The 23,120-nt window shown below is 66.5% G+C and carries 23 protein-coding genes; 16 read left to right on the forward strand and 7 right to left on the reverse strand.

The annotated features are described in order from the left end of the window. The first annotated feature begins 6 nt into the window (after positions 1–6). Genes ACP159_RS05775 through ACP159_RS05790 form a run of 4 tightly spaced genes read left to right on the forward strand, consistent with a single transcriptional unit; the run spans position 7 to position 4,121 of the window. Complete coding sequence (locus ACP159_RS05775; RefSeq protein WP_425098703.1) at positions 7–1,155, forward strand: sialidase family protein; 1,149 nt, start codon at positions 7–9, stop codon at positions 1,153–1,155. Then, a complete protein-coding gene (pdxA, locus tag ACP159_RS05780) occupies positions 1,152–2,096 on the forward strand; it encodes a 4-hydroxythreonine-4-phosphate dehydrogenase PdxA (RefSeq protein WP_425098704.1) in 945 nt (314 codons plus the stop codon). The genes ACP159_RS05775 and pdxA overlap by 4 nt, the downstream gene beginning before the upstream one ends. Further along, positions 2,093–2,998: a dihydrodipicolinate synthase family protein gene (locus ACP159_RS05785; protein WP_425098705.1), complete on the forward strand. Its 906-nt coding sequence runs from the start codon at positions 2,093–2,095 to the stop codon at positions 2,996–2,998. Before pdxA ends, ACP159_RS05785 begins: the two co-directional genes overlap by 4 nt. A gap of 1 nt (position 2,999) precedes the next feature. After that, positions 3,000–4,121: an iron-containing alcohol dehydrogenase gene (locus ACP159_RS05790; protein ID WP_425098706.1), complete on the forward strand. Its 1,122-nt coding sequence runs from the start codon at positions 3,000–3,002 to the stop codon at positions 4,119–4,121. Positions 4,122–4,125: 4 nt separating this feature from the next. Here ACP159_RS05790 and ACP159_RS05795 read toward each other — a convergent pair whose 3' ends face one another. The 4 genes from ACP159_RS05795 to ACP159_RS05810 form a co-directional block, all read right to left on the reverse strand. Next, a complete protein-coding gene (locus ACP159_RS05795; protein ID WP_425098707.1) occupies positions 4,126–4,845 on the reverse strand; it encodes a FadR/GntR family transcriptional regulator in 720 nt (239 codons plus the stop codon). Continuing rightward, positions 4,842–5,867 (reverse strand): four-carbon acid sugar kinase family protein, encoded by a 1,026-nt coding sequence (locus ACP159_RS05800; protein ID WP_425098708.1) that lies wholly within the window; start codon positions 5,865–5,867, stop codon positions 4,842–4,844. Before ACP159_RS05800 ends, ACP159_RS05795 begins: the two co-directional genes overlap by 4 nt. After that, a complete protein-coding gene (locus ACP159_RS05805) occupies positions 5,867–6,610 on the reverse strand; it encodes an SDR family NAD(P)-dependent oxidoreductase (RefSeq protein WP_425098709.1) in 744 nt (247 codons plus the stop codon). The genes ACP159_RS05800 and ACP159_RS05805 overlap by 1 nt, the downstream gene beginning before the upstream one ends. Positions 6,611–7,188: 578 nt before the next feature. Next, positions 7,189–7,518, reverse strand: a complete 330-nt coding sequence (locus ACP159_RS05810) for a hypothetical protein (RefSeq protein ID WP_425098710.1) — start codon at positions 7,516–7,518, stop codon at positions 7,189–7,191. Between the two features lie 47 nt (positions 7,519–7,565). Here ACP159_RS05810 and ACP159_RS05815 point away from each other — a divergent pair, with 47 nt between their 5' ends. Continuing rightward, on the forward strand, positions 7,566–7,820 hold the full coding sequence (locus ACP159_RS05815; protein WP_425098711.1) for a hypothetical protein: 255 nt from the start codon (positions 7,566–7,568) through the stop codon (positions 7,818–7,820). Between the two features lie 29 nt (positions 7,821–7,849). On the opposite strand, the gene ACP159_RS05820 is transcribed toward ACP159_RS05815, so the two are convergent. Then, a complete protein-coding gene (locus tag ACP159_RS05820; protein ID WP_425098712.1) occupies positions 7,850–8,020 on the reverse strand; it encodes a hypothetical protein in 171 nt (56 codons plus the stop codon). 159 nt (positions 8,021–8,179) lie between these two features. Here ACP159_RS05820 and ACP159_RS05825 point away from each other — a divergent pair, with 159 nt between their 5' ends. Continuing rightward, positions 8,180–9,406 carry a flavin monoamine oxidase family protein gene (locus ACP159_RS05825; protein ID WP_425098713.1) on the forward strand — a complete coding sequence of 409 codons (1,227 nt, stop codon included), beginning with the start codon at positions 8,180–8,182 and terminating at the stop codon, positions 9,404–9,406. A 103-nt stretch (positions 9,407–9,509) separates the two neighbouring features. On the opposite strand, the gene ACP159_RS05830 is transcribed toward ACP159_RS05825, so the two are convergent. Together ACP159_RS05830 and ACP159_RS05835 are read right to left on the reverse strand one after the other, a co-directional pair. Continuing rightward, complete coding sequence (locus ACP159_RS05830; protein ID WP_425098714.1) at positions 9,510–9,941, reverse strand: glyoxalase superfamily protein; 432 nt, start codon at positions 9,939–9,941, stop codon at positions 9,510–9,512. Beyond that, a complete protein-coding gene (locus ACP159_RS05835; protein WP_425098715.1) occupies positions 9,938–11,329 on the reverse strand; it encodes an MATE family efflux transporter in 1,392 nt (463 codons plus the stop codon). The genes ACP159_RS05830 and ACP159_RS05835 overlap by 4 nt, the downstream gene beginning before the upstream one ends. A 507-nt stretch (positions 11,330–11,836) precedes the next feature. On the opposite strand from ACP159_RS05835, the gene ACP159_RS05840 reads away from it, so the two are divergent. The 10 genes from ACP159_RS05840 (at position 11,837) to ACP159_RS05885 (ending at position 23,105) form a co-directional block, all read left to right on the forward strand. After that, a complete protein-coding gene (locus ACP159_RS05840) occupies positions 11,837–13,018 on the forward strand; it encodes a 3-hydroxybenzoate 6-monooxygenase (protein ID WP_425098716.1) in 1,182 nt (393 codons plus the stop codon). A gap of 73 nt (positions 13,019–13,091) precedes the next feature. Further along, on the forward strand, positions 13,092–13,787 hold the full coding sequence (locus ACP159_RS05845) for a fumarylacetoacetate hydrolase family protein (RefSeq protein ID WP_425098717.1): 696 nt from the start codon (positions 13,092–13,094) through the stop codon (positions 13,785–13,787). A 22-nt stretch (positions 13,788–13,809) separates the two neighbouring features. Continuing rightward, entirely contained in the window at positions 13,810–14,880 is a 1,071-nt protein-coding gene (locus tag ACP159_RS05850) for a cupin domain-containing protein (protein WP_425098718.1), read from the forward strand. Further along, positions 14,877–15,419, forward strand: a complete 543-nt coding sequence (locus ACP159_RS05855) for a maleylpyruvate isomerase N-terminal domain-containing protein (RefSeq protein WP_425098719.1) — start codon at positions 14,877–14,879, stop codon at positions 15,417–15,419. The genes ACP159_RS05850 and ACP159_RS05855 overlap by 4 nt, the downstream gene beginning before the upstream one ends. 124 nt (positions 15,420–15,543) lie before the next feature. Beyond that, a complete protein-coding gene (locus ACP159_RS05860; protein WP_425098720.1) occupies positions 15,544–16,128 on the forward strand; it encodes an ANTAR domain-containing response regulator in 585 nt (194 codons plus the stop codon). Then, positions 16,125–17,300 (forward strand): CmpA/NrtA family ABC transporter substrate-binding protein, encoded by a 1,176-nt coding sequence (locus ACP159_RS05865; RefSeq protein WP_425098721.1) that lies wholly within the window; start codon positions 16,125–16,127, stop codon positions 17,298–17,300. The genes ACP159_RS05860 and ACP159_RS05865 overlap by 4 nt, the downstream gene beginning before the upstream one ends. 280 nt (positions 17,301–17,580) lie before the next feature. Continuing rightward, complete coding sequence (locus ACP159_RS05870; protein WP_425098722.1) at positions 17,581–18,948, forward strand: CmpA/NrtA family ABC transporter substrate-binding protein; 1,368 nt, start codon at positions 17,581–17,583, stop codon at positions 18,946–18,948. Between the two features lie 334 nt (positions 18,949–19,282). Continuing rightward, the gene (locus ACP159_RS05875; protein ID WP_425098723.1) at positions 19,283–20,365 is read left to right on the forward strand and encodes an ABC transporter permease; all 1,083 of its coding nucleotides are present in this window, start codon (positions 19,283–19,285) and stop codon (positions 20,363–20,365) included. A gap of 22 nt (positions 20,366–20,387) precedes the next feature. Then, positions 20,388–22,094 (forward strand): ABC transporter ATP-binding protein, encoded by a 1,707-nt coding sequence (locus ACP159_RS05880; RefSeq protein WP_425098724.1) that lies wholly within the window; start codon positions 20,388–20,390, stop codon positions 22,092–22,094. Positions 22,095–22,151: 57 nt separating this feature from the next. Then, positions 22,152–23,105, forward strand: coding sequence for a GAF domain-containing protein (locus ACP159_RS05885; protein ID WP_425098725.1), 954 nt, complete (start codon positions 22,152–22,154; stop codon positions 23,103–23,105). The last annotated feature ends 15 nt before the right edge of the window (positions 23,106–23,120 follow it).

Here is a 23,120-nt window from a genome sequence, read left to right on the forward strand (position 1 = left end):
ATGGATATGGCTGGCTTGATGACCCCTGACGAGATTTCCGACCGCATGGACGGGGTGCTCCGGCAAACGGCGCCCGGGCGCAGCGAGGCGCTGCTTCCGGCGCAGACGATCCAGAATCACGCGGCCTTTTTCTCCCGTGGTTCCGATGGCTTGCACTGCCTTTGGTTCGGTGGCTCGCTCGAAGGCAAATCGGATATCTCCATCTGGCGGTCTACGCTCGGTCCCGGCGGCTGGGGTGCCGCGCTGCGGTTGACCGACGATCCGGAGCGGTCGGAACAGAATCCCGTGCAATTCGACGCCCCGAACGGGCAGCGGCTGATTCTCCACACCGCACAGCCCGGCGGCAATCAGGATGACTGCGTCGTCCGGATGCGGACCGAAGGGCAGGCTCCGGTCGATCTGCCCTTGCCGAAGGGGACCTTCATTCGCGGGGCCGTCACCGTCCGCAGTGACGGCGCCTGGCTCTTGCCGCTGTTCCGCTGTGTCTCCCGTCCCGGCGAGCGCTGGACCGGAAGCCATGACACCGCGGCTCTGGCGATCAGCAGCGATCAGGGGAAGACATGGCGCGAGATCGAGGTGCCCGGCTCCATCGGCTGTGTGCACATGACGCTGGTGCCGCTCGGGCCCGACCATTACGCCGCCTTCTTCCGCCGCAGGCAGGCGGATTACGTCTATCGCACGGAAAGCACGGACGGCGGTGAAAGCTGGTCCGTGCCGGAGGCGACGGATGTGCCGAACAACAACTCTTCCATTTGCGTCATTGCCTTGCAGGACGGACGGATCGCGATGATCTGCAACCCGGTCAATGCCGCGATGCATCCCGGCGCGCGGCGCGAAGGCTTGTATGACGAACTGGAGGTAGACGACGACCGACCGCAGGCGCAGGGCGGTTGCAACCCGATCTGGGGCGTGCCGCGGGCTCCCGTCGCGCTCTGCTTTTCGGCGGATGGAGGTAAGACCTTCCCGCGGCGGATCACCGTCGAGGACGGACCCGGCACTTGTCTCACGAACAACAGCATCGACGGCAAGAACTTCGAGATGTCCTATCCGTCGATCAGCGAGGGGGAGGACGGCGCGCTCGACCTCGCCTATACCTACCACCGCCGCGCCATCAAGCATGTGCGGCTGACACGCGACTGGCTGGAGGCCCAATGATCGGCATCACCATCGGCGACCCGGCAGGGGTCGGCCCGGAAATCACGCTCAAGGCGGTCTCCGCCATGGACGCCGCCGAGCGGGCGCAGACGCGCATCTATGGCTGTCTGAAGACGCTTGAGGCGGCGCAGGTGGCGGTCGGCACGGCCTTGAAGCTCGGGGAAGACGTCGCGGTGACGGATATTCCCGTCGAAGGAGGCCCGCTGCCCTTCGGCAAGGAGGACAGCCGCGCCGGCGATGCCGCCTTCCGCAACATGGAGGCCGCCGTTGCAGACGCCATGGCGGGCAGGATCGGCTGCATCGTGACCGCGCCCTTGAACAAGGCGTCCCTCAATGCTGCCGGGCACCACTATGACGGCCACACGGGGATGCTGGCGCATCTCACGGGCACGCCGAAAGCCTGGATGATCCTCGCCTCCGAGCGGCTCAAGGTGATCCACAACTCGACGCATGTCTCGCTCCGCGACGCCATCACCCGGGCGACGCCGGAGTCGCTGCTCAAGACCATCCGCACCGGGAACGATCACCTCAAGCGCCTCGGCTACCCCGCGCCGCGCATTGCCGTGGCCGGGATCAACCCGCATTGCGGAGAGGGTGGCCTCTTTGGAACCGAAGACGACACGCAGGTCGCCCCGGCGATCCGCATGGCGCGGGAGGAGGGCATCGACGTCACCGGCCCGGTGCCCGCCGACACCGTCTTCCACCGCGCCTACAACGGCGCCTTCGATCTCGTCGTCGCGCAGTATCACGATCAGGGACATATCCCGGTCAAGCTCGTCGCCTTCGACACGGCGGTGAATGTCTCGCTCGGCCTGCCGATCGACCGGACCTCCGTCGACCACGGTACCGCCTTCGACATTGCCGGAAAGGGCATCGCCGACGCGGGCAACATGCATCACGCCATCGCCTATGCGCGCAACCTCGTGAAGGGGAAACAATGACCTTTGCCATTCAGGGCGTGCACTGCGCCGCCGCAACGCCCGTGACCGCCGAAGGGCGTCCGAACCTCGCGCTCTTCACCGCCCATTGCAAGGCGCTGCTGGATGAGGGCTGCCACGGCATCGCCATGCTCGGCACCACAGGCGAAGCCAACAGCTTCGGCCTGCATGACCGCAAGGCTTTGCTGGAAGCGGCGGTCGAGGGCGGCGTTCCGGCGAACACGCTGCTGCCCGGCACCTCCGCGCCGTCGGTGGCCGATACCCTTGAGCTGACCAAACATGCGGTTGAGGCCGGGGCCAAGGGCGTCGTGCTGCTGCCGCCCTATTACTACAAGGGTGTGAGCGAGGAAGGGCTGTATCGCTTCTATTCGCGCGTGGTCGAGGGCGTTGCGGACGCGCGGCTGCGCGTCGTTTTCTATCATATCCCGCAGGTCACGCAGATTCCGATCCCGCATGACCTGATCGAACGGCTGATGACCGCCTATCCCGGTACCTTCTGCGCCATCAAGGACAGCTCCGGCGACTTGAGCAACATGAAAGCCATGGTCGAGCGCTTCCCGGATCTCGCGGTCCTTTCGGGGGCCGATCCCCTGATGCTGCCCTTGCTGCGCATGGGTGGGGCAGGCTGCATCACGGCGACGTCGAACCTGCGGTCGGACGCGCTGCGGGTGGTCTGGGACGGCTGGCAGGACGCGGCGAAGGCCGGGGAAGTCGAGGCGGCACAGGACCGGATCAACGACTGGCGCACGCTGACGAACAAGTTCGTGCAACTGCCGACGGTGAAGACCATGCTGGCGCGCTCGCGCGGGGACTTGGGATGGCTGAACCTGATGCCGCCGCTGGTCGAATTGACGCAGGCGGAGCAGCAGGCGGTCTGGTCCGAGATGGAACGGCTGGGAGGCTGAGATGGATATTTCGCGCGCAATCACGCTGCATCTGCCGAAGCGGATCGAGATCGGCACAGGCTCGGCGGCCAAGGTCGGGGAGTGGGTCGGGGAGGGCCAGCGCGTGCTGGTCATCGCCCAGCCCGTCACTGTGCCGATGGTCGAAAGCCTGGGGATTTCCGGTGCGGTGAAGGTCTTCGACGGCGTCGCGCCGGAGCCGAAGGATACGGACCTCGACGCCGCTCTGGAAGCGGCCCGGGAGCACAAGCCGGACGTGGTCATCGGCCTCGGTGGCGGCTCGGTGATGGACATTGCCAAGCTCGTGGCCGTGCTCTGGAACGGCACGCAAAGCCTTGAGGACGTGGCCGGGCCGAACCGGGTGGCCGGGAAGGCGTCAAGGCTGGCACAGATCGCCACCACCGCCGGAACCGGCTCCGAAGGCGGCATCCGCGCACTGGTGACGAATACGAAGACCAATGCCAAGACGGCGGTCGAAAGCCCCTACATGCTGGCGGACCTCGCGGTGCTCGATCCCGAGTTGACCATGAGCGTGCCCTCCGCTGTCACCGCCGCAACCGGCGTCGATGCGCTGGCACATTGCGTCGAGGCATTCACCAACGTGAAGGCGCATCCGCTGATCGACGGTTACGCCCGGATGGGCATGACGCTGGCGGGGCAATACCTGCGCCGCGCGGTCGAGGATGGCGCTGACGCGGAAGCACGGGCCGGGATGCTGCTGGCGTCCTTCTACGGCGGGCTGTGCCTCGGGCCGGTGAACACGGCGGCGGGCCACGCCATCGCCTATCCTCTGGGAACCCATGCCGGCATGCCGCATGGCATCTCCAACGCGCTGATCTTCCCGCATGTGCTGGCCTTCAACGCGCCGGTCGCGGAGGCGAAGACGGCAGAGATCCTGGCCGCGCTGAAGCTCCCGGTTTCTGCCGATCAGGGCAATGTTCTGGACGCCGCGCACGGCTTTTGCGCCAGCCTCGGCATCGCCATGCAGTTGCGCGACCACGGTATTGCGGAGGCGTCCTTGCGCGGCTGGGCCGAGGAGGCGCATGGTATCCGGCGGCTGATGGACAACAACCCGCGCGACATGAGCGTCGACGACGTGGAGGCGATCTACCGGGCTGCGTTCTGACAGGTCAGCTCTCGCTGGGCCTGCGCCCGTCGAACAGCCGGTCCCGCGAGCCGCGCAGATGCGCGTGCATCAGGTCACGGGCTTCGGCGGCGCGGCCATTCCGAATGGCGTCGAAGATGGCGCGGTGCTCGGCGTAGACTTCCGCGAGGCCATCGGTGGAGGTCTTCAAAGCCTGCCCGTGGAACTGCATCCCGACAGCGATGTGGTCCTTGAGCGCCTCCATGGCGGTGGCGAAATACTGGTTCTCGCTGGCCCGCGCCACACCGAGGTGAAAGGCGAAATCCGCGTCCTCGCGGTGTTTCTGCCGCGCTGTCGCATCGCGCATCTGGTTCAGCGCCGCCTCGATGGGCGCGAGGCTGCGTGGCGTGTGGCGCTCGGCGGCGGCGCGGGCAGCCTCCGACTCGAGCGTGATGCGAAACTCGTAGCAGCGCAGCAGATCCGTGATGCTCTCGACCGCGCTGAACCCGAGCGGCTCCTTGAGCCCGGTGTTGCGCACGAAACTCCCCGCGCCGCGCCGTGAATAGACGAGGTCCTGATCGCGGAGCCGTTTCAGCGCCTCGCGGATCACCGGGCGCGAGACCTGGAACTCGGCGGCGAGGTCGTGCTCCGTCGGCAGGCGCTCGCCCTCGGCATAGGCGCCGGACTTGATCGCGCGGAACATGCGGTCGAAGACCGTATCGGCGAGGCTGCGGCGACCGGCGGGGTGGGCGTCCTGATCCATCATGCCCGGGACCTCGGCGCGGCGGCGTTCGTCTGAACCAGTTGCATCAAGCAGTCCCTTTCCCCGAATCCGCCGGATTTCGTCACGATCACCCGACCGTTTGCCGTTGCCACCGGCAGGCCGGGCAGGACTTCGCCCGATAGGGTCAGCAAGGTCAATCCCATGGCGTCGAAAAGCGCCTCCGCCGTTGCGCCGCCGGTGCACAGAACCCCGCGTGCGGGCACGATCCAGGGCAGTGCGCCCTCCGCTAGGTGGCGGGCGACCTCTTGCGCGGGGCGCTCGGGGCCAGGAGTGGACTGGACCAGCGTGAGGCGCGGCGTGTCCTGCGGCGCGGGGACATCGCCGGAGGGGGCCTCGACATGCCGCAGATCGGGGCAGGCAGCCTTCAACGCCGAGACCTGGCCGAGGGTGATGGCATCGGTGGAGCCGACGATCATGACCGCAGGGGCCGGGAGTGTCGCCGCCAGAGCCTGCGGCACGAGACCTATACGACGCGCCAGCGCGGCGGCGAGTCCCCGCGAACCGACAAGCGTGGCGTGCGGATCCGCTTGCGACAGCGCGTGATCCATCTCCTCCGCCGTTTCCACGTCCGGGATCGTCGCGCGGTGCGCCTCGGGTCCGAGGCGGTCCCGGACCGCGATGGGCTTGGCCACGCCGAACCCGTGAACCGCGCCCCCCCGCACCACGCGTCCGAACTCGGGCAGGGCCGGGGCGACCAGAAGCGGGCCGGGCAGAGGTGCCAGTTCGGCGGCGAGGTTGCCCTTGAGCCGGGAATCCACCTTCTTGAACAGCGCGACCCCGGCGGGCAGGGCGGAGAGAACCGCGTGAACCCGGCCCGCCGCCTCCTGTGGCGGGATGTCCCGCGAGCGGGTGGAGACCGAGAGCACGCTTGCCCCGGCCGGGCAGTCGGTCACCGCCTCCGGCTTCGTCGCAACCGCCACGCCGCCCGGAATGCCCGCGAAGGGTGCCGCCGCGTCCAGTGCTCCGGTCAGGTCGTCGGCAATGATGACAATCAGCAGCGGCATCAGTTCATGTACGTCCCGCCGTTGGCGTTGATGGTCTCGCCCGTGATGAAGGCCGACATATCCGACACGAGGAAGAGCACGATGTCGGCGATGTTCCGGGGCGTGCCGAGACGCCCCAGAGGCATGCGGCCGAGGGTGGCCGCGCGATAATCGGCGCTCCACTGCCCGGTCATGTCGCTCTCGACCGGGCCGGGACACACCGCGTTGACACGAATGCCGTGCGGGGCCATCTCCTGCGCGAGGTGCATGGTCAGGTAGTTCACCGCCGCCTTCGACGCGCCATAGGCGGGTGCGGCGTTGCGGTGCGGCGTCTTGGCGGTGGTCGAACTGACATTGACGATGACACCGGCCCGCGCGGCGATCATCCCGGGCAGCATCGCGCGGCAGAAATGCAGGGTGCCGTTCAGGTTCACGTCCATGACCCGGGACCAGTCCGCAAGCGTCATGTCCAGCGTCGAGGACCGCGTGTTCATTCCCGCATTGTTGACGAGAATGTCGGGGTGCCGTCCCAATGCCAGAGCCGCGGCGAGGGCGGCGTCGGCGGTGGCGGGATCGGCCACGTCCCCGGGGACAACTGCCACCTCGCGGCCCATCTTGCGGATATCATCGGCGCAGTCATTTAACATATTTTCATCCCGGCCTTGCAGGATGAGGTTAGCGCCGGATGCCGCCAGAATCGTCGATATTTCCTTTCCTATCCCACGAGTTGCGCCAGTTACGATGGCCCATTTTCCCGTCAGCATCCGTGCCCTCGCGATATTTGTATTTAAGTTGTTATAATCTGTCTGTCACAAGATGCCAGACAAATCGGCTCAATCCCCGGCGATGCCGGGAAGCCGCTATCAGAGAGTGGGATCGCAAGGGAGGGAGGATGCTTTGCCGATCTGCGCGACGACAAGGAATGCAGGCTGCGCGGCGTGTTTCCTGACCGGCCCCGGCCCGCAACCTCCTGCGTCCTCTGACTGGCGACAACCTCGAAATCGCGCGGGCCGAGGCCAGGTTCTCCGGTGTTCCGGTGCGAATGCCATCTGACCAGGTGAACGCCACGGATCGCAGAGTGCCTTGGTCGCAGCTTCGTCTGTGAACTCCGTCAGCGACGCGCCGATGTCGGTGCCGCCGACGTATCCCCCTCCGCCATGAAGCTCAGCCGACCGGCTGCCCGCTGCGTTTCATGGACGCGCAAGGCGGTGGTCACCGGTATCAACCGGGTGTGGCAGAGGTCAACGTCGGCACCGGCCAATCCCTTGACAAAGGCGAAGAAAATGCTCCCCGGTATCCACGTCGATCTCCGTCACGCAGATACAGGCGCCGAAGGGCTCGGTCATGTTCGGCGGGTCATGGTTGTTGACCGACCCAAGTCTCGACGCCCCCCCGGAACAGGCTGATTGCCGGAAGCAAAGACGATTTCCTTCATCGTCATGAACCGCTCCGGCGTGCCTCTGACCACGAAGCGGTCGACCTCCGCGCTTTGCCGCCAACGCACCGGCGTCTGACACGGTTGTCTCTGCACGGATGCCTGCAGCGCCATGGCATCAGCCGCCAACCAGACGTCGAGGGCGACAAGCCGAAGATTGCAGCCGGAAAGGCAAATGCCCCAGTGCACCGTTTGTACGGCGGAGCGTTCAGGCGCTATCCCTTCGGGTTTTTCCATGTCGGCAGGGCCGAGATGTTTACGGGTAGGGCAAAATCCGCCTGTTCGTGGCCATCGACTGCCCCTCCCGGGTCGACTGTGTCGACCTGCATGAAAGGGCGGGCAAGATGGTCGCCGCCCAGATCCTGCACACTCTCATCGCGGCAATGCCTTGCACCATCCACGCGATGCTGACGGATAGCGCTATCCAGTTCTCCAATCGCAAGCGGCACAGAACGGCGTTCGAACACATCTTTGGCCGCGTCTGCCGCGAGACCGAGGGCAATAGAGAAGCTGGGCAATGCGTGCCAGCCCGGCCATGAGCACCGCGATCATCGCCGACGCTGCGTGGTCAGCGAGTCTTGGCAGAACAGCGCAGCGCGGAAACGGCCACCAGCAGCTTGCGCCGGATCACAATCAGACCGGACGCGCCGCGCAGCAGGGACAGGCCGCTGAACCCGGCGAAAAGCGCCACCGCGAAGGCGGCGGTAGCCATGGTTGGATCGCGGAAGAAGTCGAGCATCGCGGTCTTTCCTCGGTCTGCGGGGCGAGCCTTCCACGGAAGGCGGGAGGCGCAATTTCCCGCACAGGCCGATGCGTGCCTGCCTGCGCTCCATGCTGGAATCGTTGTGCTGCAGCCTGCGTCTTGCCATGCTGGCCCTGCAAGCGGGAGGGTGCAAGCATGGCGGATACGGACGTGGTGATCGTCGGGGCCGGGGCGGCGGGGCTGGCGGCGGCCAGGGTGCTGCGGGCGGCGGGGCGCAGCGTGCAGGTTCTGGAGGCAATGGACCGGATCGGCGGGCGGGCCTGGACCCGGAGCACGGATTTCGGCGTGCCGTTCGACATCGGCTGTGCCTGGCTGCATGCGGGCGACCGCAACCCGTTCATGGCGGATGCGGAGCGGCTCGGCTGGACGCTCAAACATCACGACATGGGGCTCGACCACCTCTATTTCGGCAGTCGCAAGGCCAGCGCGGAGGAGCTTGCGGAGGTGTCCGGCGCGGATGTGCAGATGCATGACGCCCTGGCGGCACGGACCCCGGATGACCGGCTTTCTTCTTTGCTGGCGCAGGGCGGCGCGATGCGGGCAAGCGCGACCTACGCCGGACCGATGGACTTCGGCAAGGACGCGGACGAGATATCGGCCGCGGATTTCGCGGCGGCGGCGGATCTCTATCCGGATTACTTCACCCGCGAGGGCTTCGGTGCGCTGATCGCGGCCTGGGGCGGCGATGTGCCTGTTGCGCTGAACACCGCGGTGACGCGGATCGACTGGTCCGGCCCGGGCGTTTCGGTGGAGACGACGCGCGGCACGGTGCGGGGCAGGGCGGCAATCGTCACCGTCTCGACCGGCGTTCTGGCCCTCGAGGACATCCGCTTCACCCCCGCCCTGCCGCCCGCGCATGTCGAAGCGGCGTTTGACCTGCCCATGGGCCTGTTGACCAAGATCCCCGTGGAAATCCAGGGCGACAGGTTCGGCCTTTCCCCCTTCGACGATCTGCTGATCGAGCGCCACGCGCAGCATGATCTCTATTTCCTGTGCTTCCCCTTCGATCTGCCGCTGATGGTCGGCTTTGTCGGCGGGGATTTCGCCTGGGAGATCGAGGCGGCAGGACAGGAAGCGGCGGTGGATTTCGTGACGGACCGGCTCGAGGACATCTTCGGCTCGGACGTGCGCAAGCGGGTCGGACGCAGCCTGATGACCAACTGGGGTGGGGAACGGCGGACGCGCGGGGCCTATGCCTCCGCTCGCCCCGGCCGCTCGGGAGCGCGGGCGACCCTGGCCGAGCCGGTGGGCGAGCGGATCTGGTTCGCGGGCGAGGCGTTGGCGGGATCGCTGATGCAGACAGCCGGTGGCGCGCGCCTGTCCGGCGAGGCCGTGGCGCGCGACGTTCTTGCGATGCTGTGACCTGCAGCGTTTCTGGTTTGACCTGAACCATCGAGCGGCACGCATCTCCCGGAAATACAAAGTATGGTAGGGTATGCGTGCCTCAGGTTTGACCGGAAACGTTTCAGGCCGGCGCTTTCGCCACCGTCAGTTGCGGCTCTCCGTCGGAGGTGCGGCGCTGGCTGCGCCCGTCCGCATTCACCGTGCCCCGGATGCGGCGGCGCAGGTTCGAGAAACTCTCGAAACGGACGGTATCAACCGGTTGATCGAGGGCGATCTCCACCTGCCTGTGACCCGCCGGTCCGGAGAGACCCACGATCTTGCCGCTATAGGCCTGCCCGAGGTAACGCCCGGTGACCCGATCCCCGAGGGCAAGACCGGGTGTATCCGTCTGCCGGTCGAGCCGCGCCGACAACGTGTTCCAGTCCCGCGCACCGTGTTGCCGGGCCACGAGTTCGAGGGCCTGCGCATGGCTGACAGGCGTGCCCGCGGCCTGCAAGGCCTGCCGCAGCGCCTTGGCCTGCGCTTTCGCGGCGTCGATGGTGAGGGTCGTCATGTTGCTTCCTCTGTACGTGTCGCGACTACGGGCGCAATGTCAGCGATCCGGCGCAGCATCGCGAGGGCGATCACCAGCATGATGCCATCCGCCACGGGAAAGGCGAACCAGAGGCCGTCCTTTCCTCCGGTCAGGGTCATCAGCACGAGCAGGACCGGGGTCAGCAGCCAGGGCTTGACCAGCGTCAGGAGTGCGGTGCGAAGGGGGTGGCCCATCGCCTGGAAATAGAGCGCCAGAACGAGGATCGGCCCGGAGAGCCAGTACAGCGCCGTCATCGGGCGCAGGATTGCGGCGACGGCGGTGACGATGGCCGGATCGTCCGAGAACAGCGCACCGAAGGCCGCGCCGGCGAATTGTCCCGCCAACGCCACCAGGATGCACCATCCGAAGGCCGTTCCGATGGCCAGACGCAGCGCGGCCTGCGCCCGGTCCATCCGGTCTGCCCCGGCGTTGATGCCGGTGATGCTCTGGGTCGTCAGGGCAATCGCCATCTGCGGCAGGAAAGCCAGTCCGAGGATACGCGTCACCACACCATAGGCGGCGACAAGGCTGGCCTGCTCCGTTGCGGTGCCGAGGAGCAGCAGAACGGTGCTCGCCACCAGCGCCATGCCGACAAAACTCAGGCACAGCGGCAGGCCGAGGGCGAGCATCTGCGGCCAGCCTTTCAGCCAGCTTGCCTGCCGGAGTGCGCTCAGGGGCAGCAGGTCGCCGTCCCGGGCGCGGACGCCAATCAGCAGCGCGAGGCCGAGTGTTTGCGCCGCGACCGTGCCGAGCGCGGAGCCTGCCACACCGAGGCCGAGCGGCACGATGGCGATGTAATTTGCGCCGATGTTGAGCAGGTTCACGAGGACGGACAGTCCGGCGACAAGACCGGCGCGGCCCTCGCTGCGCAGGGCGTCGGCGTGCAGACCGAGGGCGAACTGCGCCGGCGTGCCGAGGATCAGGACCAGCAGGTATTCCTCCGCCAGCCCGGTCACCGCGTCATTTCCGGCGGACAGGACTGCCAGCACGGCGGGACCGGCGAACAGGGCAGCGACGATCAGCGCAAGGCTGATGGCCAGCGCCAGCCCATGTGCCCCGGCGAAGCTGGCGCCCGCCGCCTGCCGCTGCCCGGCGCCGAGCCTTCGTGCAAGCAGGCTGGCCATGCCGCCACCGACCAGCACGCTGAGCGCGGTCAGAAGCATGACGACGGGAAAGGCGAGACTGACCGCCGCCAGCGCCTCAGCCCCGACGAGCCGACCGACGAAGATGCCGTCGATGGCGGTCATCAGGCCGCCCATGGACAGGACGACGGCCATGGGCAGGACGGTGGAGACGAACAGCGGCCCGATGGGGCGGGTCAGAAAACGAGGGGTGCGGGGTGAGTCCGGGACAGGTCCGACAGACATCGTTCAATCCTCCAAAGAGGCATTTCGGATCGGGAGGGTGCCTGCATTGCCCACCTGCGAAATGCTTCGAGGGTGAGATGTCGTCTGTCATCCGGGCTTCACCGTGACCGAGGTCCGCAGGCGGCAGGTGCCCGGCACCTTGCGCGCTTGCTACGCCGAAAGCGGTTGGAAGGCAACAGCAGAGAAACGGGGCGGGGTGACGCGCCGGGCGGATGCCTTGGGCAACAACGAAAAGACGCGAGCCACTGGCTCCGGAAAATTGATGTGAATACTAATCTTTTCGATTGACGGACCGGGCCAGTCCCGGTTATTGGTACGTATACATATCAAATTGCGACTGAACCGGAACGCTTTGGGAGGAGCTTCGGGGCGCGTGTCGGAACAGCCGGTTGGCGGTCGATACGGGTCCGGGGTGCTCTTGTTTCGCCGAAAACAGCGGCCCCTTTCGCACGGCAAGGTCCGACATCATGCGCCGCCCCTGGCCCGCGCCCTGAACAGGAGACCGTCATGTCCGACCTTCCCGTAATCATCGCCGGTGGCGGTATCGGCGGCCTTGCGGCCGCCTGCGGCCTCGCCCGCAAGGGTTTGAGATCCATCGTCGTCGAGCAGGCGCCGCAGCTGGGCGAGATCGGCGCGGGCATCCAGATCGGGCCGAACGCTTTCCACTGCTTCGACTATCTCGGTGTGGGTGACGAGGCGCGCGCGGTCGCGGTCTACATCGACGCGCTGCGCCTCATGGATGCGCAGACCGCGGAGGACATCACCCATATCCCGCTGGACCAGCCGTTCCGGGACTTCTATGGCAACCCCTATGCGGTGGTGCACCGGGCGGACCTGCATGGCGTGCTGCTCAAATACGCCGAGGCGAGCCCGCTCATCGACATCCGCACCAACCACGTGGTGACGGGCTATGAGCAGGACGGCACCAGCGCGACGCTGCTGCTCAAGGACCGCGAGCCGATCAAGGGGCGGTTCCTGATCGGGGCGGAAGGGCTGCGTTCGCCGATCCGGGCGCAGTTGGTGGGCGACGGCGAGCCGCGCATCTCCGGCCACACCACCTATCGCTCGGTGATCCCGACCGAACAGATGCCCGAGGACCTGCGCTGGAACGCGGCGACGCTCTGGGCCGGGCCGAAGTGCCATATCGTGCACTATCCGCTGAAAGGCGGGAAGGTGTACAACCTTGTGGTGACTTACCACCGCGATGTGCAGGAGGCGATTGCGGGACGGCCCGTCAGCAAGGAAGAGGTCGCGCAGGGCTTCGAACACATCCACCCCAAGGCGCGGCAGATCATCGAGCACGGCGACAACTGGAAGCTCTGGGTGCTCTGCGACCGCGATCCGATCTCGAACTGGGTCGACGGGCGCGTGGCGCTGCTCGGGGATGCGGCGCATCCGATGCTGCAATACTTCGCGCAAGGGGCCTGCATGGCGATGGAGGACGCGGTGGCGCTGGCCCATTGCGCGGACTCTTCCGATGACGACGAAACCCTGCTCCAGCGTTACCAGGACATGCGCCGGGTGCGGACCGCGCGGGTGCAGATGAACTCGCGCCTGATCGGCGAGTACATCTATCACCCGGACGACGCGAAGGCGGCGGTGCGCAACAGCGTGATGAAGGGCATGAGCCCGCAGGATTGGTACACCCAGCTGAACTGGCTCTACGGATCGAACGGGATCGAAGGCTGACCCGTCGATTTGGGGTATTTGAACCAAGAAGAAACAGCAGGTCGCGCGCCTGCCGGACGTAAGGACGACTGAAATGGCCCTTGTCTTTGACGCACAGCCGATGCCGACCGTGGCGGTGGCGGACAGTGAAGACCGCATTCCGGTGCGGCGGATTTTCTGCATCGGGCGCAACTATGCCGCCCATGCGCGGGAAATGGGCAAGGACCCGGACCGCGATCCGCCGTTCTTCTTCCTGAAGCCCGCTGATGCGGTGGTGATGGATGGCGCAACGATCCCCTATCCGCCGCAGACGGAAAATTTCCACTACGAGGCGGAACTGGTGGCGGTGATCGGCACGGGTGGCGTGAACATCCCTGAGGAACAAGCGCTTGATCATGTCTGGGGTTATGCGGTCGGCAATGACCTGACGCGGCGTGACCTGCAATTGAAGGCGCGCGAGCAGGGGCGGCCCTGGGACCTTGGCAAAGGCTTCGACCGCTCCGCGCCGATTGCGCCCGTGCATCCGGTCTCGAAGGTGGGACACCCGTCGACAGGCGCGATCACGTTGACGGTGAACGGGGAGGTGAAGCAGGATGCGGACCTGAGCGAGCTGATCTGGTCCGTGCCCGAGATGATCTCCATCCTGTCGCACTCGATGGAGTTGAAGGCGGGCGACCTCATCATGACCGGCACGCCGGCGGGCGTCGGGCCGTTGCAGCCGGGCGATGTCTGCGTCGTCAGCATCGAAGGGCTGGGCACCTGCACCACAACCATCGGGCCGAAAGCCTGAACCGCAATCCGGGGAGGATGACATGGACAACGCGATGCAACCCGAGGACACGCCGGAGCTGCGGGCGCTCTACAAGGGGTTCGAGGACAATCACCTGAACCCGCTCTGGACGCAGACCGGCGACCTGATGCCGGTGCATCCGAAGCCGAAGGCCGTTCCCTATGTCTGGAAATGGGCGGACCTGCTGCCGCTCGCGGAGCGCTCAGGCGATCTGGTGCCGGTGGGGCGCGGCGGGGAGCGGCGGGCGATCGGTCTGGCCAACCCCGGCCTTGGCGGGCGGGCGTACATCACGCCGACGCTGTGGTGCGCGATCCAGTACCTTTGCCCCGGCGAGAACGCCCCGGAGCACCGCCATTCGCAGAACGCCTTCCGTTTCGTTGTCGAGGGAGAGGGGGTCTGGACCGTGGTGAACGGCGATCCGGTGCGCATGTCGCGGGGCGATCTTCTGCTGACGCCGGGCTGGAACTTCCACGGCCACCACAATGTGGCGACGGAGCCGATGGCCTGGATCGACGGTCTGGACATTCCCTTCTCGCAGCAGATGGACGTTGGCTTCTTCGAGTTCGGGGCGGAGCGGGTGACCGACAACGCCACGCCGAATTATTCCCAGGGTGAGCGGCTCTGGTGTCATCCCGGTTTGCGGCCTCTGAGCCAGTTGCAGGACACCGTGTCCTCGCCCATCGGCGCCTATCGCTGGGAGCATACGGACAACGCGCTGACGCAGCAGCTTCTGCTTGAGGACGAGGGAAACCCCGCGACGGTGGCGCTCGGCCACGCCGCCATCCGTTACACCAACCCGACCACTGGCGGCGACGTCATGCCGACGATCCGCTGCGAGTTCCACCGTCTGCGGGCCGGGACCGAGACGGCGGCGCGGCAGGAAGTCGGCTCCTCGGTGTTCCAGGTCTTCGAAGGCACGGGCGCGGTGGTGCTCGGCGGCGAGACGCGCAAGCTGGACAAGGGCGACATCTTCGTGGTGCCCAGCTGGGTGTCGTGGTCGCTGCAGGCCGAAACGCAGTTCGACCTGTTCCGGTTCTCCGACGCGCCGATCATGGAGCGGCTGAACTTCATGCGCACGCAGGTTGCGGGATGAGCGAGGACGCCGCCCGTGCGGCGCTCCGGGCGCGGCAGGGCGCGGGGGCGCGGTACGACGCGGACACCGCCCCGCATGACGACCTGCTGCTCGCCAGGCGCGGTACGGCGTATTTCGCGCGGCGTCTGACCATGCTGAGCGACGCGGCGCTTGACGAGGCGTCGCTCTTGCCGGGGATCGGCCGCCGCCACCTGATTGCCCAGATCAGCTATCAGGCGCGGGAACTGGCTTTGGCGCTGAAGGCCCTGCGCGCACCACTGGTGCCGGAAGAGGCCGAGTGGCGGCCGGACGTCGCGCTGGCCGCCACGCTTCCCGCGCGGGCGCTGAGGCACCTGTTCGACCATGCGGTGAAGCATCTCGATGTCGAATGGCGCGACTTGCCCGGGGCGGCCTGGGATCGGGACGTGCGGCTGCTGAGCGGCGAAAGCCTCTCTGCCCGGGAGACGGCCCGGCGCCGTGCGCAGACCGTCTGGCAGGCGGCCATCGACCTTGGAAACGGCGGGCGGGTCGCGGATATGCCCGACGCCCTGCGCGGCTGATCCGGGGGCACCCGGTGCGCGTGCGTTCCCGGAGTGCCCGAAAAAGAGGCGAAGTGGCGCAGCTTGCCTCGATCCGGATCGTTTCCGATTGCCTTGATGCTGCAAGTGCAGCATCCCTTGGGCTGTGAGCGACAGTCTTTCCATAATCGTGGTCGAAGCGGACCCGGACCGTGCGACCCAGATCGTCGACAGCCTCAAGGCCGCCGGCGATTTCGAGATCCGCATCATTGCCGAACCCACGGCGTTGGCCCGTCGCATCCGCGAGGTTCAGCCGGATGTTGTCCTGATCGACATAGAGAACCCCTCGCGGGACATGCTCGAAGGGCTGGCGCTGGCCTCCGGGCCGATGGAACGGCCCGTGGCGATGTTCGTGGACCGCTCGGACGTGGGCCTCTCGACCGCCGCCATCGAGGCCGGTGTGTCGGCCTATGTCGTGGACGGGTTGCGCCCGGATCGAGTCAAGCCGATCCTCGATGCTGCCATCGCCCGCTTTCGGATGTTCCAGCGCATGCGCAAGGAACTCGACGAGACCAAGCGGGCGCTGGAGGAGCGCAAGGTCATCGACCGTGCCAAGGGCATGATCATGAAGGCGCGGGGTGTCGGTGAGGACGAGGCCTATGCCATCCTGCGCAAGGCGGCGATGGACCAGGGCAAACGCGTCGCCGAGGTGGCGCAGGCGCTGGTGACGGCGGCGGGGTTGCTGGGATGAAGGAAACCCTGCTTTCTGTCGGCTTCATGCCCCTGACGGATGCCGCGCCGCTGATCGTGGCGCAGGAGATGGGCTTTGCTGAGGAAGAGGGCATCGCGCTCGACCTGCGCCGGGCTCCGAGCTGGTCAAGCCTGCGCGACATGTTGAGTTTCGGGCAGGTCGACGCGGCCCACATGCTTTCGCCTGTTCCCATCGCGACAGCGCTCGGTTTTGGCGGCGCAGGGGCACCGTTGTCGGCGGTGTCGGTGCTGTCGGTCAACGGCAACGTCATTGGCGTCAGCCGGGCGCTGGAGGAGAAACTCCGTGCGGCCGGGCATGACTTCGACTTCGCCGACGCCGAAAAGGCAGGGCGCGCGCTGATCGGCGTGGCGCAGGGCAAGCTGCGGATCGGCGTGCCGTTCCCCTTCTCCATGCACGCGGAATTGGTGTTCTACTGGCTTGCCGCGCTGGGCTACGCGGTGCCGGATGGCGTCGCGGTGCGCACCGTGCCGCCGCCCCTGATGGCCGAGGCCATTGCGGAAGGCGAGATCGACGCCTTTTGCGTCGGTGAACCCTGGGGGACGAAGACGGTAGAGAACAACGTCGGGGCGCTGCTGCTGCCCGGCAATGCAATCTGGAACTTCGCGCCGGAGAAGGTGCTTGCGGTGCGGGCCGACTGGGCGCAGACCGAGACCTCGCTCACGGACCGGCTGATCCGCGCGGTCTGGCGGGCCGGGCGCTGGCTCGCCGACCCGGCATCGCGGATGCTTGCCACGGAGATGCTGGCCCGCAAACACTACCTCGACCTGGCACCGGACCTGCTGGAACGATCGCTCTCCGGCCGGCTGGTGATTTCGGCGCGGGGCGAAGATCGGGAGGTGCCGGGCTTCGTCGACTTCCACGCCGGGGCGGCGGGCTTTCCGTGGCGCAGCCAGGCGGAGTGGATCGGGCGGCAGCTGGCGACGCGGATCGGCAAGGACCCGGACGCGGCGGCCCGGCTGGCGCGCGGTGTGTACCGCAGCGATGTCTATCGCCGGGCGCTCGAGGAGACCGCCGCCGACCTGCCCGGTGCGTCGTCGAAGGTCGAAGGCTCCCTGTCCGCGCCGACGCCGGTTTCCTCGTCGGGCGGCGGTCTGATTCTCCAGAAGGACTCGTTCTTCGACGGGCGCATTTTTGAGCCGCAGGGCGATTGACGCCTCATTAATATGCAGTCGCAGCAGGGATCATGCTGCATTGCCGCAAAAAATCTGCATCTGGGAAGAATTATTTTGCCGCCGCCCGCCCGGGCAGGGCATAACGATTGCATCGGACGCAACGACGCGACCCGATCCGAATTCTCCCTAAGACAGGGATCCCAGAGCAAAGCCGCTCGACCCGCCGTCCTTCTCCTCCCGGACGGTGCGTGTCGGCGGCTTTTTTGTTTTTCCACTCCGGCTCACCCGGACCAATCGACCCACGAAAGGGACTTCCCTCATGAAGCGACTTCTCCTGAGCCTTGCCGCGACTACGGCGCTTGTCAGCCCGGCGCTGGCCGAGATGCTGGAGCTTGAAAAAGACGAGTTGAAATTCGGCTTCATCAAGCTGACCGACATGGCGCCGCTGGCCGTGGCCTACGAGCAGGGATACTTCCTCGACGAAGGTCTCTTCGTGACGCTGGAGGCGCAGGCGAACTGGAAGGTCCTCCTTGACGGCGTCATCGGCGGCCAGCTCGACGGGGCCCACATGCTCGCAGGCCAGCCGCTCGCGGCGACCATCGGCTTCGGCACCGAAGCGCATATCATCACCCCCTTCTCGATGGACCTGAACGGCAACGGCATCACCGTGTCGAACGAGGTCTGGGAGGCGATGCTGCCGAACATCCCGAAGATGGACGATGGCCGCCCGCAGCACCCGATCAGCGCAGAAGCGCTGGCGCCGGTGGTGGCGCAGTACAAGGCCGAGGGCAAGCCGTTCAACATGGGCATGGTCTTCCCGGTCTCGACCCACAACTACGAGTTGCGCTACTGGCTGGCCGCCGGTGGCCTGCACCCGGGCTACTACTCGCCGGACAACGTGACGGGCCAGATCGGCGCGGATGTCTTCCTCTCCGTGACCCCGCCGCCGCAGATGCCGGCGACGCTGGAAGCCGGGACCATCTATGGCTACTGCGTGGGTGAGCCGTGGAACCAGCAGGCGGTGTTCAAGGGCATCGGCGTGCCGGTCATCACCGACTACGAGCTTTGGAAGAACAACCCCGAGAAGGTCTTCGGCATCACGGCGGAATTCGCCGAGCAGTATCCGAACACCACCAAGGCGGTTGTGAAGGCGCTGATCCGCGCCGCCATCTGGCTCGACGAGAACGACAACGCCAACCGCATGGAAGCGGTGAACATTCTCTCCAAGCCCGAGTATGTCGGCGCCGACGCGGAAGTCATCGCCAACTCCATGACCGGAACCTTCGAATACGAGAAGGGCGACACGCGCGAGGTTCCCGACTTCAACGTCTTCTTCCGCTACAACGCGACCTATCCCTATTACTCCGACGCGGTCTGGTACCTGACCCAGATGCGCCGCTGGGGGCAGATCGCCGAGGCCAAAGATGATGCATGGTACGACGAAACTGCCAAAAAAGTGTACCGTCCGGACATTTACCTCGAAGCGGCCCGCCTTCTGGTGGACGAGGGCCTTGCCAATGAGGCGGACTTCCCCTGGGATAGCGATGGTTACAAGGAAGCAACCCCGGCGAGCGATATCATCGACGGGATCCCCTACGACGGCAAGGCCCCCAACGCCTACCTCGAAAGCCTGCCGATCGGCCTGAAAGGCGCGCAGATCGTCGAAGGTACGGAGGTTAAGGGGTGAGGACCGGTTCGTCCGCAGGACGATGGACCTTCCAGTGGAAGGTCCAAGGTCCGAACGGGCGGAGCCCCGGCCAGCACCGCACCGCCTGAAAGGCGGTGGACCTTCCGGTGGAAGGTCCGGGTGCCGAACGGGCGGAGCCCCGGGGTCTGAGGACCCCGCCTACCACAGGGGCGCCTCAGCCCCACCCAAACCCTCCCCTCCCGGGGAGGGCTTTCCCCGCGGGCCTCGAACGCCGCACCCCGCAAGACCGTAAAGCCAAGGCCTGTCCGACCGTGCTCCCTCCCCCGTGGGGAGGGCCGGGGTGGGGCCGCGTTGCACGAAGGACCCGAGCCAGATGACCACCGTCGATCCGAACTTCACCGCCGATGCCGACCGGGAAGCCCGGCGCGCCCGGCTCTTCACCCGCATCAACGCCGCCGACAAATGGTTCGGCGTGCTGGGCCTCGCCTGGGTCACGCCGATCCTGAGGGCCGCCGCCGGGGACAACCCTCGCGCGCAGATGAAGGAAATCTGGCGGCTGCTGATCGTGCCGGTCCTCGCGATCCTGGCCTTCCTGATGCTCTGGGGCACCATGGCGCCCAGGGTGCAGACCTCGCTAGGCGCGGTGCCCGGCCCGGCGCAGGTCTGGGAAGAGACGGTGAACCTGCACAACGACGCTCTGGCGAAGGCCACCAAGCAGGCGAAGTTCGAGCAGATGGTCGAGGCCCGCAACCAGAAGCTCATCGACGCGGGCCGCGCCGATGAGGTGAAGGTCGTCGCCTACACCGGCGCGCCGTCCTACTACCAGCAGATCTGGACTTCGATCAAAACCGTCTTCTTCGGCTTCCTGATCGCCACCGCCGTCGCCGTGCCGCTCGGCATCGCCGCCGGTCTCTCGCCCGCGGCCAACGCCGCCATCAACCCGCTGGTGCAGATATTCAAGCCGGTCTCGCCGCTGGCCTGGCTGCCGATCGTGACGATGATCGTCTCGGCGGTCTACGCCACCAACGACGGCTTCTTCTCCAAGTCCTTCCTGATCTCGGCCATCACCGTCACGCTCTGCTCGCTCTGGCCGACGCTCATCAACACCGCCCTTGGCGTCGCTTCCATCGACAAGGATCTGGTGAACGTCTCCAAGGTGCTCAAGATGAACACCTGGACGAAGATCACCAAACTTGTCCTGCCCTCCGCCCTGCCGCTGATCTTCACCGGCCTGCGTCTGTCGCTCGGTGTGGGCTGGATGGTGCTGATCGCCGCCGAGATGCTCGCCCAGAACCCCGGCCTCGGCAAGTTCGTCTGGGACGAGTTCCAGAACGGCTCCTCCTCGTCGCTGGCCAAGATCATGGTCGCGGTCTTCACCATCGGCATCATCGGCTTCCTTCTGGACCGCGTGATGTACGCCCTCCAGTCGCTCTTCACCTTCACGAACCAGCGCTGATTGCCCGGATAGGAGAAGTCCCATGAGCTTCCTCAAGTTCGATAACGTGTCCAAGTCCTTCGGCACCGGCACCCATGCCACGGAAGTCCTGAAGGGGATCAACCTCGATGTGCAGGAGGGCGAGTTCCTCGTGCTCCTGGGCTTCTCCGGCACCGGCAAGACGACGCTGATCAATCTGATGGCCGGTCTCGAGAAGCCGACTTCCGGCTCGGTGACGTTCAAGGGCAAGCCGATCGAAGGCCCCGGCCCGGAGCGCGGTGTGATCTTCCAGAACTACTCGCTGATGCCCTGGCTGACGGTCGAAGGAAACGTGAAGCTCGCCCTCGACAGCGTCTTCCCCTCCATGCCGAAGGCCGAGAAGGCCGAGACCGTGGCGAAATACGTCAAGATGGTGGGCCTCAGCCACGCCGCCAGCCGCCGTCCGGCGGAGCTCTCGGGCGGCATGCGCCAGCGGGTGAACGTCGCCCGGGCGCTTGCCATGTCGCCCGAATGCCTGCTGCTGGACGAGCCGCTCTCCGCGCTCGACGCGCTCACCCGCGCCAATCTTGCCGACGAGATCGAGCACATCTGGGAGCAGGACAAGAAGACCTGCGTCCTCATCACCAACGATGTGGACGAGGCCATCATCCTCGCGGACCGCATCATCGCGCTGAACCCGGACGGCACGCTCGGGCAGGAGTTCACCGTGACGATCCCGCGTCCGCGCGACCGCATGGAGATGAACTCCGACGAGACCTTCAAGAAGCTGCGGATGCAGGTGACGAATTACCTGATGGACGTCGGCATCGAGGGCCGCGTCGAGGGCTCCCGCATCCTGCCGTCGATCACGCCGATCCACTCGGTCCCGGCGGCGATCAAGGAAGCATCGGGCTCGACCCGGACCGACCGCTTCCTCGAATTCTCCCAGCTTCACAAGATCTACCCGACCCCGAAAGGCCCGCTCACCGTCGTCGAGGACTTCAACCTCAAGATGGACAAGGGCGAGTTCATCTCCCTCATCGGTCACTCCGGCTGTGGCAAGTCCACGGTTCTGACCATGGCGGCGGGGCTGAACGAGGTCTCCAAGGGCGTCATCAACCTCGACGGGCGCGGCGTCCTGGGCGCGGACCCGGAGCGGGCCGTGGTCTTCCAGTCGCCGAACCTCTTCCCGTGGCTGACGGCGCGGGAGAATTGCGCCATCGGCGTCGACAAGGTCTATCCCAAGGCGTCTCAGGCCGAGCGGCAGGACGTGGTGGAATACTACCTCGAGCGCGTCGGTCTCGGGGATGCCATGGACCGTTCGACGGCGGACATGTCCAACGGCATGAAGCAGCGCGTCGGCATCGCCCGCGCCTTCGCCCTCTCGCCCAAGCTGCTGCTGCTCGACGAGCCCTTCGGCATGCTCGACAGCCTGACGCGCTGGGAGCTTCAGGAAGTGCTCATGGAAGTCTGGTCCCGGACCAAGGTCACGGCGATCTGCGTGACGCATGACGTGGACGAGGCGATCCTGCTCGCGGACCGCGTCGTGATGATGACCAACGGCCCGCAGGCCACCATCGGCCGCATCGTCGACGTCGACCTGCCGCGCCCGCGCACCCGCAAGGCGCTGCTCGAGCACCCCGACTACTACCGCTACCGCCAGCAGGTTCTCGATTTCCTCGAGGAATACGAGCACGGCAGCACGTCCAAGCACGCCTCCGGCGCGACGCCCAAATCCAAGCCCGCCCCGAAGGCCATCGCGGCCGAATAGCTGCGCCGGTCCTGAGATCCGAAGGCGAAACAGACGCCAAGACAGGAGAAGTGCAAGATGGACGGACAACCGAAAACCGAAGTGGACACCTTCATCCAGGTCTCCGAAGTCTGGGTGCCGAAGGGCGATGTGCTGACCCTCGCGGGCGGTGACTACAACGGGCTTTCCGCCTTCGAGGAAGCCTCGCGGCAGACCTTCTTCACCAAGGGCATGGGCCTTCCGGGCAAGGCCTGGCACGAGGCGCGGCCGGTGGTGCTCAAGAGCTTCGACGGCTCCTACTTCAAGCGCATCGAGGCGGCGAAGGAGGCGGGGCTGACCTCCGCCGTCGCCATCCCGGTGTTCAACGGGGACGCGCTGCTCGCGGTGCTGGTCGTGCTCTGCGGCGATGATGCGCAGCGCGTCGGCGCCATCGAGGTCTGGAGCGAGGACACCGGCGGCAACCTGATGCTGGCCGAAGGCTACTACGGCGCGGCGGAGGAGTTCGAATTCGTCTCCCAGCACACGCATTTCCCGAAAGGGCAGGGGCTTCCTGGCGGCGTCTGGGCGGCGAATGCGCCGATCCTGATGCGCGACCTCGGGTCGGGCTACAAGTTCATCCGCGCCTCCGCGGCGGGCAAGGCGGGGCTGACCACGGGCCTCGGCTTGCCGGTCATGACGCCGGGCGAGAAGCCTTACATCCTGACGCTGCTCTCCGCCCTCGGCACGCCCATCGCGCGGCGCTTCGAGATCTGGGACGCCCGCCCCGAGACCGTCGGCAAGGACGGCGGCGCGATGCTGACGGACGGCATCTGTGCCCGCGAAGGCGCGCTCTGGCGCGATGACGGCAACGGCACCCGCGAGGAATCGCCGAGGGCGAAGCCGTGGAAGGGCATTCTGGGCCAGGTGCTCGGCAGCGGCCTGCCCGTGGTGATGCGCGGCAACGCCAGCCTGCCCGCAGGCTACACCAGCTTCGTCGGCCTGCCGATCTACGAGGATGGCGCGCTGGCGCACATCGTCGCCTGGTACAACTAGAATACTTGAGAGGAC

The sequence above is a fragment of the Tropicibacter sp. S64 genome, from assembly GCF_049803835.1.
Taxonomy (GTDB): Bacteria; Pseudomonadota; Alphaproteobacteria; order Rhodobacterales; family Rhodobacteraceae; genus Pacificoceanicola.